General features: G+C 70.3%; 7 protein-coding genes. 6 read left to right on the top strand and 1 reads right to left on the bottom strand.

Annotated features, from left to right (window positions below):
• Window positions 1-7 precede the first annotated feature (7 nt).
• Entirely contained in the window at window positions 8-1,192 is a 1,185-nt protein-coding gene (locus tag ACIBM5_RS28735) for a GDSL-type esterase/lipase family protein (RefSeq protein WP_396009417.1), read from the top strand.
• 78 nt (window positions 1,193-1,270) lie between these two features.
• Here the strand turns inward: ACIBM5_RS28735 and ACIBM5_RS28730 are convergent, their stop codons facing one another.
• The gene (locus tag ACIBM5_RS28730) at window positions 1,271-1,807 is read right to left on the bottom strand and encodes a TetR/AcrR family transcriptional regulator (RefSeq protein WP_396009416.1); all 537 of its coding nucleotides are present in this window, start codon (window positions 1,805-1,807) and stop codon (window positions 1,271-1,273) included.
• 208 nt (window positions 1,808-2,015) lie between these two features.
• On the opposite strand from ACIBM5_RS28730, the gene ACIBM5_RS28725 reads away from it, so the two are divergent.
• The 5 genes from ACIBM5_RS28725 to ACIBM5_RS28705 all read left to right on the top strand — a co-directional run bounded on the left by ACIBM5_RS28725 (window position 2,016) and on the right by ACIBM5_RS28705 (window position 13,199).
• A complete protein-coding gene (locus ACIBM5_RS28725) occupies window positions 2,016-3,215 on the top strand; it encodes a trypsin-like serine peptidase (RefSeq protein WP_396009415.1) in 1,200 nt (399 codons plus the stop codon).
• Between the two features lie 206 nt (window positions 3,216-3,421).
• Window positions 3,422-5,023 (top strand): amidase family protein, encoded by a 1,602-nt coding sequence (locus ACIBM5_RS28720; RefSeq protein WP_396009414.1) that lies wholly within the window; start codon window positions 3,422-3,424, stop codon window positions 5,021-5,023.
• Between the two features lie 1,126 nt (window positions 5,024-6,149).
• Complete coding sequence (locus ACIBM5_RS28715) at window positions 6,150-10,259, top strand: Pls/PosA family non-ribosomal peptide synthetase (RefSeq protein ID WP_396009413.1); 4,110 nt, start codon at window positions 6,150-6,152, stop codon at window positions 10,257-10,259.
• Window positions 10,260-10,471: 212 nt separating this feature from the next.
• Window positions 10,472-11,833 (top strand): aspartate aminotransferase family protein, encoded by a 1,362-nt coding sequence (locus ACIBM5_RS28710; protein WP_396009412.1) that lies wholly within the window; start codon window positions 10,472-10,474, stop codon window positions 11,831-11,833.
• A 91-nt stretch (window positions 11,834-11,924) separates the two neighbouring features.
• On the top strand, window positions 11,925-13,199 hold the full coding sequence (locus ACIBM5_RS28705) for an aspartate kinase (protein ID WP_396009411.1): 1,275 nt from the start codon (window positions 11,925-11,927) through the stop codon (window positions 13,197-13,199).
• Window positions 13,200-13,218: the final 19 nt, after the last annotated feature.

Below are 13,218 nucleotides of genomic sequence, written 5' to 3'. Positions count from 1 at the left end.
CAAGGCAATGAGCACCGAACTCGACTGGACCACCACCCCCATCACCGCCGATCTCGTGCGCGGCGCCCTCGACCTGGAGTACACCGACCGCGGCGTGCTGCCCCACCGGCTGCCCGCACGCGCCCGGCGGCAGATCCCCGACGGTCAACTCGCGATGGCGGAGTCACAACCCTCCGGCGTACGGCTGGCCCTGCGTACCCGGGCCACCGCCGTCGAACTGGACGTCGTGGCCACCAAGCGGGTGTACCTCGGTGCCCCGCCGCGCCCGGACGGGGTGTACGAGCTTGTCGTGGACGGGCGGATCGTGGACCGGACCGGTGTGACCGACGGCGACACGCTCACCATCGACCCGGCCACCGGAACCGCACGGAACCGGCCCGGGCCGGTGCGGACCGTGCGGTTCACCGGCCTGCCCGGCGACGAGAAGCACGTCGAGATCTGGTTGCCGCACGACGAGACCACCCTGCTGGTCGCACTGCGCACCGACGCACCCGTACACACCCCGCCGACCGGTGACCGCAAGATCTGGCTGCACCACGGCAGTTCGATCAGCCACGGCTCCAACGCCGCCACCCCGACCGGGACCTGGCCCGCCCTGGCCGCGGCTCTCGGCCGGGTGGAGCTGATCAATCTGGGATTCGGCGGCGGCGCGCTGCTCGACCCGTTCATCGCCCGCACGATGCGCGACACCCACGCCGACCTGATCAGCCTCAAGATCGGCATCAACATCGTCAACTTCGACCTGATGCGGCTGCGCGCGTTCGGCCCGGCCGTGCACGGTTTCCTCGACACCATCCGGGACGGACACCCCACCGCGCCGCTGCTGGTCGTCTCGCCGATCCACTGCGCCATCCACGAGCACACTCCGGGGCCCGCCGCGCCGGACCCCGCCGCGATGAGCGAGGGACGCCTGCGGTTCACGGCCACCGGCGACCCCACGCAGACCGCCGCCGGGAAGCTGACTCTCACCGTGATCCGGGACGCGTTGGCCGGCATCGTCCGGCAGCGCGCCGACACCGACCCGAATCTGCACTACCTCGACGGCCTCGACCTCTACGGCGCAGCGGACCAGGCCGAGTTGCCGCTGCCCGACGAGCTGCATCCGGACCCCGCCGCCCACCGCCGCATCGGCGAACGCTTCGCGCACCTCGCGTTCGGCGCGGACGGTCCGTTCGGCGACCCGACCGGCTGACCGGACGAACCACCGGCTGACCGGCTGCGACCGCGACCGCGGTTCGCAGCCGCAGTCGCGTGCCCGCCGCCGCGCGGATCAGCGCACCATCAGTCGCAGCAGCGCCTCGCGCAGGTCGTCGCGGCGCCCGGCGACGAGTTCCTCCAGGGTGATGTCGAAGACCATCGCCACGAGCAGATGCGCCATCGGTTCCGGTGGATCCCAGCCCAGGGCGACGAGTTCGGGCTGCACGAGTGCTCTGGTACGGGCGTTGCGGGCGCGGGTCTCCTCGAAGAGGTCGGGGTCCGTGCGGGCCTGGACCAGCAGCGCCCTGGTGCCGGTGGTCGCCAGCGCGGCGTCCAGATAGCCGTGCACGCCGCCGACCAGGCGCTCGCGACCGGCGGCGAGACCTTCCAGATCGGCCAGGATCCGCTCCTCCAGCCCACCGTGGTACCTGCGATGCAGCGCCACGAGGTAGTCGCGGCGGTCCTCGAAGTGCTGGTAGAAGCTGCCCTTCGCCATGCCCGCCGCATCCACCACGGCGTTCACCGACATCCTGGACAACCCGCGCGCGTCGCCGACTTCGAGCCCCGCCCGCAGCAACGCCTCGCGCCCCGGTCCGGCCGGCCGTGCCATCGATCACCTCTGTTCGACGGTCAAACCACCTGGTGGTCTTGACAGTTGCGCTCCGCATGAACACCTTATGACCGACCGGCCGGTCATGAACAGAGTCGATCGCGACGGTGCGCACGGCGCGGTCCCCGAGGGAGGCCCGCACGGGCGTTCCCTGCCGCACGCAACACCGCTCATTCCGTTGTCCATTCGAGAGAACACGGACCATTTCATGCGGATACGCAGCACGTTACGACGCAAGATCGCGACCGTGGTGGGGGTGCTCGGTCTCACCGCCGCGGCGCTGACCGCGACACCGGTCGCGCATGCCGACAACACGGCCCCGGTCGAACTGCCCCGACTGGTCACCGCCGACCCCGTCAACCACGCGGGGATGCTCCAGGCGGAGGTCGCCTTCTGGAACGTGGCCCGGATCGCCGAGTACGGGCTCAACTCGGACGGCGCCGACGCGTTCCCGCCGCCGGGCGGCTGGGACGACCTGAGCAAGCCGTGGACCGGCCAGGGCGCGATCTCGCGCACCGCCGGCAAGCTCCTGATGGTGTACCGCAATTCCTTCGACGGCTCGCTCGTGCCCTCCTCGTGTTCGGCGAACGTGGTCACCAGCGCCAACCGGAGCACCATCGTCACCGCGGGCCACTGCCTGAAGGTGACCGCCAACCTCCGCGGAGGACTCGGCGACGACGTCGTCACCAACGCCGTGTTCATCCCCGGTTTCAACGGCGCGAACGTGCCCCGCTTCACCGGCGGCGACGACACCACCGCACCCCTTCCCGGCACCGACATCGCGCCCTATGGCGTATGGGGCGTCACCCGTGCCTGGATCACCCCCACCTGGGACGCGGACAGCACCTTCCGATCCGGCGGCGACGTCGCGATGGCGACCGTCGAACGTCCCGGCGACCCCACCCCGATCCAACAACTCACCGGCGGCCAGAACATCGCCTTCGGCGTGGACGCCAACCCGCTCTCGCTCCACCAGTTCGGCTACCCCACCGACAACACCCGCAACTGGTACTGGACGAAGAACAGCGACGGCACCACCGCCGCCGACTTCGGCGTCGCCCCCTCACTGCGACGCGGTTTCGACGGCCGGGCCCTGATGTACGCGCACGGCAGCACAATCGCCGACTCGACCATTGGTCTGGCACACGACATGGCCTCGGCCATGTCGCCCGGCTCCAGCGGCGGCCCCTGGCTGCTGAACTTCGACCCCGCGACCGGCACCGGCACCCAGATCGCGGTCACCTCGCGCTTCACCAACTCCACGGGAAGCTCGCCCTGGTGGGACGCGGTCTGGGCAATCGTCCACGGCAGCACCCCGAACTGGGCATACGGCCCCTATCTGATGTCCAACGGCTTCGGGGAACTCACCCAGGCGATGTACAACGTCGTCCGCAACGCCACGACCTGACCACCCACATCCACCCCATCCCACCCCCTCGCCGCGAACCCACCGACCGGACAGCGCAAGCACGGCGCCCCCGGCCACGGCCGGGGGCGCTCCGCGGCCGGCACGGTTGACGGTCCGCGGACGAACCGTGAACGCGAGGCTCTCGATCCGAGTGGGTGTCATGGCGTCCTTGTGCCCGGACACCGGGATGTAGTGCGATGACTCGCATGACAAGAAAGAGAGTTGCCCTACTGATCACCACCCTGGTCGCCGGGTGCCTGGTGACGGGGTCGCCGGCTTCGGCTGCCGAGGCGGCCGGGGCCGGCGGTTCGTCCTCGTCCGCGGATTCGCCGGCGCGGTTGGGAGTCGACCTCGACACGGTGACCATCCCCGAGTTACAGGCGCGCATGGCGCGCGGCTCGTTGACCTCGTCGGCACTGACCGGCGCCTACCTGTGGCGCATCAAGACCATCGATCCCCGGATCGACTCGGTGTTGCGCACGGATCCGACGGCCATGCGCCAGGCGGCGGCCAGCGATGCCAGGCATCGACGCGGCGAAAGCCGTGGCCCGCTCGACGGCATTCCGGTCCTGCTCAAGGACAACGTGGACACCCGCGGCCTGCCGACGACGGCCGGGTCGCTGGCACTGGCCGGAAGTCCACCGGACACCGATGCCGTGCTCGTGACCCGGCTGCGCGACGCGGGGGCGGTGATCCTCGGCAAGACGAACCTCTCCGAATGGGCGAACTTCCGTGCGGCCAGGCCCACATCGGGGTGGTCGGCGGTGGGCGGACAAACCAGGAACCCGTATGTCCTGGACCGGAACCCCTGCGGTTCGTCGGCCGGGTCGGGCGCCGCACTCGCCGCGTCGTTGTCGCAGGTGGCGATCGGCACCGAGACGGACGGATCGATCGTGTGCCCGGCCGGCGCGAACGGCGTGGTCGGGCACAAGCCCAGCCTGGGCCTGGTCAGTCAGGCCGGCGTGGTGCCGATCTCCGCCGAGCAGGACACCGCCGGGCCCATGGCGCGCAACGTGACCGATGCGGCGCTCACGCTGTCGGTCCTCAGCGGCGGCCGACTTCCGCACCTCGCCGACTCCTTCGACGTCGCGAGCGGGTCGACCCGCCCCGGCGGTCTGCACGGCAAACGCATCGGCCTGTGGCGGCTGCCCACCCTCGGGCCGGATGTGGACGCCCTGATGACGCGTACGGCGGACCGCCTGCGCGGGGCGGGCGCCGAGGTCGTCGAAGTGAGCCTCCCCTACCAGGAGCGGCTCGCCGAACTGGAGTTCCCGGCGCTGCTGAGCGAGTTCCATCGGGACATCGACGCCTACCTCGGCACCCGCCGGGGACCGCGGGACCTTGCCGAACTGATCGAGTTCAACCGCAGTCACCCGGCGGAGCAGACCTGCTTCGCCGGTCAGGAGTTGTTCGAGCAGGCGTTGACCGCGCCGCCGACGAGCGACCCGCAATATCGGGCGATGCGAGCCGAGTTGAAGGATCTCTCCCGGCGGTCGATCGACGAGACCATGGCCGCACATCACCTGGACGCCATCGCCTCGCCGACGAACCCGCCCGCCTGGACCACCGATTGCGCGCGCGGGGACAACGACGTGATCCCGTCCTCCACCCCGGCGGCCGTGTCCGGGTACCCGTCGTTGTCGGTGCCCGCCGGTTTCGTGCACGAGTTGCCCGTCGGCCTGCTGCTGATGGCCGGCGACCACCGGGACGCCGAACTGCTGTCGCTGGGCGCCTCGGTCGAACGTCGGCTGGATGCCTGGCAGGCACCGCGCTACCCGCCGTCCGTGGGGTCTCGCACCTCGGGGTGAACCGCCGACCCATCCCTGGGACGGGCCCGACCGGCGCTGCGCCGGTCGGGCCCGTCGCCGTTGCCGGTCGGGTGCGGAGCGCGCACATCGGCGGCGGGGTGTTGGACAAAACAACGGCCCCGGACCCACCGAGAAACAACCGATAGGCAACCGTGAGGGAGTCTTTGCCCGTCCCGGTAGCCGCCGGAAGGCACGGGGCGCACTTTTCTGCCCCCTCCGGAGGCCGATTTTCGCCTCGGCGGCCCGATTTCGTTGACTGTTCGTGATCGAGCGATCTCGTCGAGTCGAATAATCCGGGCCGTCCTGCCCTCGACCGGGACGTCGACCGACCGCACCCCCGCCGGAAGGCGCCACGACGTCGGCCCGGGACCGAGGCCGCACGCATCCCGACGGTCTCGCAGGTGACCGCCTCGGCTCCCGGCCCGTACCGGCGTTTGCGGGGGTACCCCGAGAACCCCCCGACGCACGCCCGACTCGTCCGGGATTCCACCCCCGCCGGCGGATTGCGGCCGCGGGCACATAGACCGTGCGAAGCGTCATCGTTGGGTCACCCGGCGTATCCATCCACCCCTGCCAACGAGCCGATCAACGTTGGCTCGTATTCGCCTGTTCGCACGCGCACGCCCGAACCTATTTTTCATTTCGGCTTCAACCGTGACCGCGAAAAAAGTGCAATCCTCAATCGCGGTCACAAAAATCGGCGAAACCGTGATCCTTCGGGGATGATCACGGCTTCCAATTGCACAGGAAGCCGGTCGGTCGTCGACCTCGGCGTCGATCGGTGGTGGAAGAGTGGCGCGGGCGATCCTTATCCGATCGTTCGTCGCGGTTTCGCCTCCGTGGGCAACGTCATTTCGCGAGAGCGCTCCGCGCGCCTCGGCGGTTCGCCGGAACCTGCCGCGCGATACGACGAGCGCCGACCCGCGTCGGGCCGAAGGCCGCCCCCACGACGGCCGCCAGACAGCTCTTCACCTGCGTCGATGACGCACGTCCGCCCGCTCTTGCGAGCGTGCGGACAGCCCGCCGAACGGCCGCCGGAAGCCCCGGTGCATGTGGATCAACAATCGAATAAAGTTCGAATCGATTAATTCAACCAGGTTTACATAATCCCATACGAGGATCCGCCATGACCGAAGTGAGATCCGCTCCGGGACCGGCGAAGGCGGCGATCGACCCCGATATATCACCGCCGACGACCGCTCTCGACGGCTCGCCGATCCGAGCCCTTCCCCATTTCTTCGAACGCTCCTGCGACCGCAATCCGGACGCCATAGCCGTCGTCTGCGAGAACGTCGAGCTAAGTTACGCGGAAGTAGATTCGCGAGCCAATCGCCTGGCGAATCTGCTCCGGACGCGCGGGGCCGCTCCGGGACGTACCGTCGGCATCCTGCTGGAGCGTTCGATCGATTCCTACATCGCGCTCCTCGGCGTGATCAAGACGGGCGCCGCCTATGTCCCGCTGGATCCCTCCTTCCCGGCCGAACGCATCGCCTTCATCGCCCGGGACGCCGACCTGTGCGATCTGGTCACCACCGGCGGCATGCGCCACCGCACCGCGGGACTGCCCGGTCCGTTCCTGGAACTCGACGAGGCAGCCCGCGAGTTGGCGGAGCAGCGCGACGATCGACCCGACGTCGACATCGAGCCGAGTTCGTGGTCGTACGTGATCTACACCTCGGGAACCACCGGCCGGCCCAAGGGCGTTGCCGTGTCGCACGCGAGCATCGCCAACTTCCTGCACGTGGTCACCCCGATCTACCGGGTCCGGGCCGAGGACCGGGTCTATCAGGGCCTCTCGATCGCCTTCGACTTCTCGGTGGAGGAGATCTGGCCCGCCTGGATCGCCGGCGCAACCCTGGTCGCCGGCCCCACGGACGATCGGCGGGTCGGCCGGGGCCTGAGCGACTTCCTGGTCGCCCACGCGATCACCGTGCTGTGCTGTGTGCCCACCCTGCTGACCACCATCGAAGCCGAACCACCCGGCCTGCGAACCCTGTTGGTCAGCGGCGAGGCGTGCCCACCGGACCTGGTGCGCCGCTGGTCGCATCCCGACCGGCGCATCCTCAACGCGTACGGCCCGACCGAGACCACCGTCACCGCCACGTGCGGTGAACTGGCTCCCGACCGGCCGGTCACGATCGGCATCCCGCTGCCCACGTATCGCGTCTACATCCTGGACGAGCGACTGCGGCCGGTCGACCCGGGCGTCGGCGGTGAGATCTGCGTGGGCGGTCCGGGCGTGGCCGTCGGCTACGTCAACCGGCCCGAACTGACCGCCGAACGTTTCCTGCCCAACCCCGTCGAGCACGAACGGGCCGAGGTCCCGCGCATCTACCGCACCGGCGACCTCGGCAGGTTCACCCCCACCGGGGAGATCGAATACCTGGGCCGTGTCGACACCCAGCTCAAGATCCGCGGCTACCGCATCGAAGCAGCCGAGATCGAGGAGGTGTTGCGCGCGGATGCCGCGATCGGGAACGCGATCGTGATCCCCCGGAAGCAGGACGGCGTCGTCCAGGACCTCATCGGCTACGTCACGCTGACCGACCCCGCGGGCGGCGCCTCGCACCAGGCGCTGCGCGAGCGGCTGCGGGTGTCGTTGCAGAGCCGACTCCCCGACTACATGATCCCGTCCTTCGTCGAGGTCCTGCCCGAATTCCCGCTGCTGGCCGCGGACAAGGTCGACCGGTCCGCCCTGCCGGCCCCCACCTCCCCGCCGCTGAACCGACGCACCACCACCCACGTCGTCCCCGCAACCGCGTTGGAGGGGCTGCTGGCCGAGGTGTGGCAGGAGGTTCTGGGCGGCGAATCGCCCTCCGTCGAGGACGACTTCTTCTGCGACCTGGGTGGCCACTCCATGTCCGCGGCCCGGCTCGTCTCCCGGCTGCGCCGCGAGCCCGACCTGTCCGGCGTGGCGATGGGCGACCTGTACGCCCATCCCACCGTCCGCCGGCTGGCACGCTTCATCCAGTCCGAGGTCGAGGCAGCGGCAGCGGCAGCGGCAGCGGCAGCGGCAGCGGCAGCGGCCAAGGGCCACACCGACACGGACACCGCGACCACGGCACCGACGCTCCCCGAGCCGCTCGCGCCGCTACGCCACTCCGGCGCCCGGGTGTTCGCCTGCGGCCTCGCGCAGATCGCCTGCCTGTACGGATGGCTGTTCGTATTCGGCCTGCCCGGCGTGGTTCTGCTCTACCGGCTGTTCCTGGTCTGGCAGTTGCCGGTGCACCGGCCGGCCGCCGGCGGTGTCCTCGACCGCCTGATCCACCTGAACCTGCCCGGATTCATCCTCCTGGAGATCGGTTGGATCCTGGTGAGCCTGCTGATCCCGGTGCTCGGCGGACGATTGTTGATGCTCGGCGTACGGCCCGGCCGATATCCCCTGTGGGGCGTGACGTACCTGCGGTTCTGGCTGTACGGCAAGATCCTCGTCTTCGGTCCGCTCGCCTTCCTGACCGGTTCGCCCCTGCTGGCCCCGTGGTTGCGGCTGCTCGGTGCCCGGATCGGCCGGGGCTGCCACCTGTCGGCCGTGATCGGCCTGCCCGCGTTCGTGGAGATCGGCGAGGGCACCAGCATCGGCTACGGGGCGCGGTTGCAGCCGTACGTGGTGGAGGACGGCCGGCTGTGCCTGGCGCCCATCCGGATCGGCTCCGGCAGTTTCGTGGGCACCAACAGCGTCGTCCTGGCGGGCGCGGTGATCGGCGACCGGGCCTCGATCGGCGAGCAGTCCCTGGTTCCGGCCGGCCACGTGGTGCCCGCGGACGAACACTGGGCCGGATCGCCCGTCGCCCGCCGGGACACCGCGCCCGCCCTGCTCGCCGCGCTGGCCGCCGAGGACGACGGACGCCCCTGGCCGATACGGGTGTTGTTCGGGTTCGGTGCCGGCGCGCTGTTGCTCGCGCTGGTCCCGCTGCTGGTCGCCGCGGGGGCCGGCACCCTCGTCGGTTGCGTGGCCTGGAAGTTCGGTTTCGGCTGGGCCGTCGCCGCCACCGTCCTGGCCGGCCCACTGGTGGTGTTGTTCACCTGCACGCTGGTGCTGCTCGTCAAACGAGCCGTACTGCCGCGGGTGCGCGCCGGAATCCACCCCGAACGCAGCGGCTTCGGCGTGCGCAAGTGGATCGGCGACGGCATGATGACCACCAGCCTGACCCTGACCCACTCGCTCTATTCGACGCTCTACCTCGTGCCCTTCCTGCGCATGCTCGGTGCCCGCACCGGACGCTGGTCCGAGGTGGCCACCGTGAGCTTCGTCGACCCGGACATGCTGATCATCGGCGAACGCAGCTTCGTGGCGGACGTCAGCGTCGTGGGGCCGGCGGTCTTCCACCGCGGTCGCGTCTCGCTCGCACCGGCCGAGATCGGCGCACGCAGCTTCGTCGGCAACGGGGCCCTCGTGCCCGGCTCGTGCCGACTCGGCGAGAACAGCCTGCTCGGCGTGCACTCCCTGGCCCCGAACCGGCCGATCGACCCCGAGACGACCTGGCTGGGCTCACCCGCCATCTTCCTGCCGCGCCGCGAGGCGAGCCGGGACTTCCCGGCGAAACTGACCTACAGCCCCTCCCGAGGGCTGATCGCGGCGCGCCTGGCCATCGAGTACTTCCGGGTGACCCTGCCCGCGACGATCGCCTCGCTGGCCGCGCTGGCCAGTCTGTACGGCTGCATCCGGGTCGCCGAGAACTGCCCGCCGTGGGTGCTGTTCCTGCTCGGTCCCGCCTTCTTCCTGGCCGTCGGCGTGGGTTCCACCCTGGCCGTGGTGCTGCTCAAGTGGCTGGTCATCGGCCGCTATCGGGCCCGTGTCGAACCGTTGTGGAGCATCTGGGTGCGCCGTACCGAGGTGATCACCGGGCTGTTCGAGAACCTCGTCGTGCCGAGTCTGCTCAACCTCCTCACCGGCACGCCGCTGATGGGCCCGATCCTGCGGCTGTTCGGCGCCCGCATCGGGCGGCGGGTCTGGCTCGCGACGACCTACCTCACCGAATTCGACCTGGTCGAGGTCGGCGACGACGCCGCGGTGGCGGAGGTGACGTCCCTGCAGACCCATCTGTTCGAGGACCGCGTCATGAAGATGTCCGAAGTGCGCATCGGGGCGGGCAGTTCGGTCGGCACCCGATCGGTGGTGCTCTATGACGCGCGGGTCGGCGCCGGCGCCTCTTTGGACGCCATGTCCCTGGTGATGAAGGGCGAGCACCTGCCGGACGGCACCCGCTGGCGCGGCATCCCGGCCCGTCCCGGTTGAACCGGCGCACGGTCGAAGGCCGTTCCGCTCCCGTGCCGCCTCCGCTCCGATCCCGCGCCGCTCCCGCGCATCCACTCCCGTCCCGCGCCGATCCCGTCCCGCTCCCGTTCCGCCCCGCTCCCGTTCCGCGTTCGTCCCCGACGCACGATCCGATTCCACCCCTCGTCCCCATCCCTCATGCCCCATCTCCCGCCACGCCATCGGAGACCCTCATGGCACCGCTCGTGCAACGCACCATGACCGAACCGCGGGTCGACTGCGACCTTCCCGGCCCACGCTCCGCCGAACTGCTCGCACGTCAGGGACGCCGCGAGTCCAATGCCCGCACCTATCCGCGACACCTGCCCATCGCGCCGGCCGAAGCCTCCGGGAGCTTCGTGCGCGATGTCGACGGCAACGTCTTCATCGACTTCCTCGCCGGCGCCGGGGTGTTGTCCCTGGGCCACAACCACCCGGAGCTGGTGCGCTCCGTCGTCGCCCAGCTCGGCCTGCTCACCCACGGCCTCGACTTCCCGACACCGATCAAGGACGAGTTCATCGAGGCCCAACTGTCCATGCTGCCCGCGGGCATGCGGGAGCGCACGAAGGTGCACTTCTGCGGCCCGACCGGAGCCAACGCCGTCGAAGCCGCGGTCAAGCTGTGCAAGATCGCCACCGGCCGCGGTGACATCGTCACCTTTCAGGGCGGCTTCCACGGCAGCACCCACGCCGCGATGGCCCTGTCCGGACTCGTGGCGCCGAAGACGGCCGTCCCCAACGGCATGCCCGGCACCCACTTCTTCCCGTTCTCCTACTGCGCCCGGTGCCCGCTCGACCTGAGCCCGGCGACGTGCGACACCAACTGCGCGACCTACCTGGAGCGTTCGCTCACCGACGGCAACGGCGGCATCCCGCTCCCGGCCGCGGTGATCCTGGAACCGATCCAGGGCGAGGGCGGCGTCGTGCCGGCCACCGCGGACTTCGTCCGCCGGTTGCGGACGATCACCCGCGAACTGGGCATCCTGCTGATCGTCGACGAGGTCCAGACCGGCTGCGGACGGACCGGGACCTGGTTCGCCTTCGAGCGGTACGACATCGAACCGGACGTCATCGTCGCCTCCAAGGCGCTCAGTGGCATCGGCACGCCGATCGCGCTGATCCTCTACGACGAGAAACTGGACACCTGGGCGTCGGGCGCGCACATCGGCACCTTCCGCGGCAATCAACTCGCCTTCGCCGCCGGTGCCGAGGCCGTACGCATCGTGCGGCGCGACGACGTCCTGGGCAACGTGCGCCGTCGCGGTGCGCAGATCTCCGCGCGCCTGACGCCGCTGATGGCCGACCCGTGGGTGCGCGAAGTACGCGGCAGGGGGCTGATGTGGGGGATCGAGTTGGCCGATCCGGAGACCGGCCGGCCCGCGGGCGACTTCGCCGGCGCCGTGCAGTCCCGGGCGCTGCGCCGCGGACTGATCATCGAACGCGGAGGTCGCGACGACTGCGTGGTCCGGATCCTGCCGCCGCTCAACGTCACCGCAGACGTCGTGGACACCGCGTGCTCGATCCTCGTCGACGCCATCGAAACCGGCCATCCGTAGGCCCACGCCGTATCGGCCCCGGTGCGATCGGCCCGGCCCGGCGCCGATCCCGGCCGCCCGTCACCGGCAGCCCTTCGAGGAGACCTCCCCCATGGTTTTGATCGTCCAGAAGTACGGCGGCTCGTCGGTGCACAGCATCGAGCGCATTCGACGCGTCGCCGAACGTGTGGTGGCCACCCACCGGGAAGGCCACGATGTCGTCGTGGTGTTGTCCGCGATGGGCGACACCACCGACGAACTGCTCGACCTGGCCCGGCAGATCTCACCCCTCCCCCACCCGCGCGAACGCGACATGCTGCTCACGGTGGGCGAGCGCATCTCCAACGCCCTGGCGGCGATGGCGATCCGTGCCCTGGGCGAACGGGCGTGCTCGCTCACCGGTCCACAGGCCGGCGTGTTCACCACCTCGGAGTATGGCAACGCCCGGATCGTCGAGGTGGCGCCCCAACGCATCCGGCGGGAACTCGACCGGGGCGCCATCGTCCTGGTCGCCGGGTTCCAGGGTCTGAGTCGGGACACCGACGACATCACCACCCTGGGCCGCGGCGGTTCCGACACCACGGCCATCGCCCTGGCCGCCGCGCTCAAGGCCGACATCTGCGAGATCCACACCGACGTCGACGGCGTGTACAGCGCGGATCCGCGGATCGTCCCGCGCGCGGCACTGCTCGACCACATCGGCTACGAGGCGATGCAGGAGATGGCCGCGGCAGGCAGCAAGGTCCTGGCCCTGCGCTCGGTGGAGTACGCCCGCCGCTGCGGTGTGCCGATCCACGTCCGCTCCGCCTACGGCGACCGGCCCGGAACCACCGTGTCCGGCGCGCCCGACGACGCGGATGCCGGTCGGTCGACGATCACCGGCGTGGCCCACGACACGTCGGGGGCGAAGGTCACCGTGACCGGCGTGCCGAACGATCCCGCGGCGGTGGGTCGGCTCGTGCGAACGGTCGCCGACGCCGGCGGCGAGATCGACATGCTCGTCCACAACGCGGCGCCGCCGAAGGGCGGACGTACCGACATCACGTTCGTACTGGCGGGGGACGGCGCGCTCGCCGCCCTGGCCGCCCTGCGTGGGAGCGCCGCGGAGATCGGCTTCGAGGAGGTGAGTCACGACGAGGACGTCGGCAAGATCTCGCTCATCGGCAGCGGCATGCGCACGTGCCCCGGAGTGACCGCGACGTTCTGCGAGACGCTGGCGGCTGCGGGGGTGAACATCGAGATCATCTCGACCTCGGAGATCCGCATCTCCGTCCTGTGTCGCACGGCCCGGGTCGCCGACGCGGTCCGTGCCCTGCACACCGCATTCCGTCTCGACACCGACGACACCGAGGAGGAGGCCCCGGTGCACGCGGGAACCGGCCGTTAGCGGGCCGACAAGCACCGTG

The sequence above is a fragment of the Embleya sp. NPDC050493 genome (assembly GCF_044458105.1).
Lineage (GTDB): Bacteria > Actinomycetota > Actinomycetes > Streptomycetales > Streptomycetaceae > Embleya.
Note: the sequence above shows the minus strand (reverse complement) of the source record. Positions and strands in the feature narration are given on the sequence as shown.

Excerpts from the sequence above, each read along its gene's own strand:
- ACIBM5_RS28705 (WP_396009411.1), top strand. The coding sequence starts at position 11,925 with ATGGTTTTGATCGTCCAGAAGTACGGCGGCTCGTCGGTGCACAGCATC.
- ACIBM5_RS28730 (WP_396009416.1), bottom strand. The coding sequence starts at position 1,807 with ATGGCACGGCCGGCCGGACCGGGGCGCGAGGCGTTGCTGCGGGCGGGG.
- ACIBM5_RS28715 (WP_396009413.1), top strand. The coding sequence starts at position 6,150 with ATGACCGAAGTGAGATCCGCTCCGGGACCGGCGAAGGCGGCGATCGAC.
- ACIBM5_RS28720 (WP_396009414.1), top strand. The coding sequence starts at position 3,422 with ATGACAAGAAAGAGAGTTGCCCTACTGATCACCACCCTGGTCGCCGGG.
- ACIBM5_RS28710 (WP_396009412.1), top strand. The coding sequence starts at position 10,472 with ATGGCACCGCTCGTGCAACGCACCATGACCGAACCGCGGGTCGACTGC.
- ACIBM5_RS28735 (WP_396009417.1), top strand. The coding sequence starts at position 8 with ATGAGCACCGAACTCGACTGGACCACCACCCCCATCACCGCCGATCTC.
- ACIBM5_RS28725 (WP_396009415.1), top strand. The coding sequence starts at position 2,016 with ATGCGGATACGCAGCACGTTACGACGCAAGATCGCGACCGTGGTGGGG.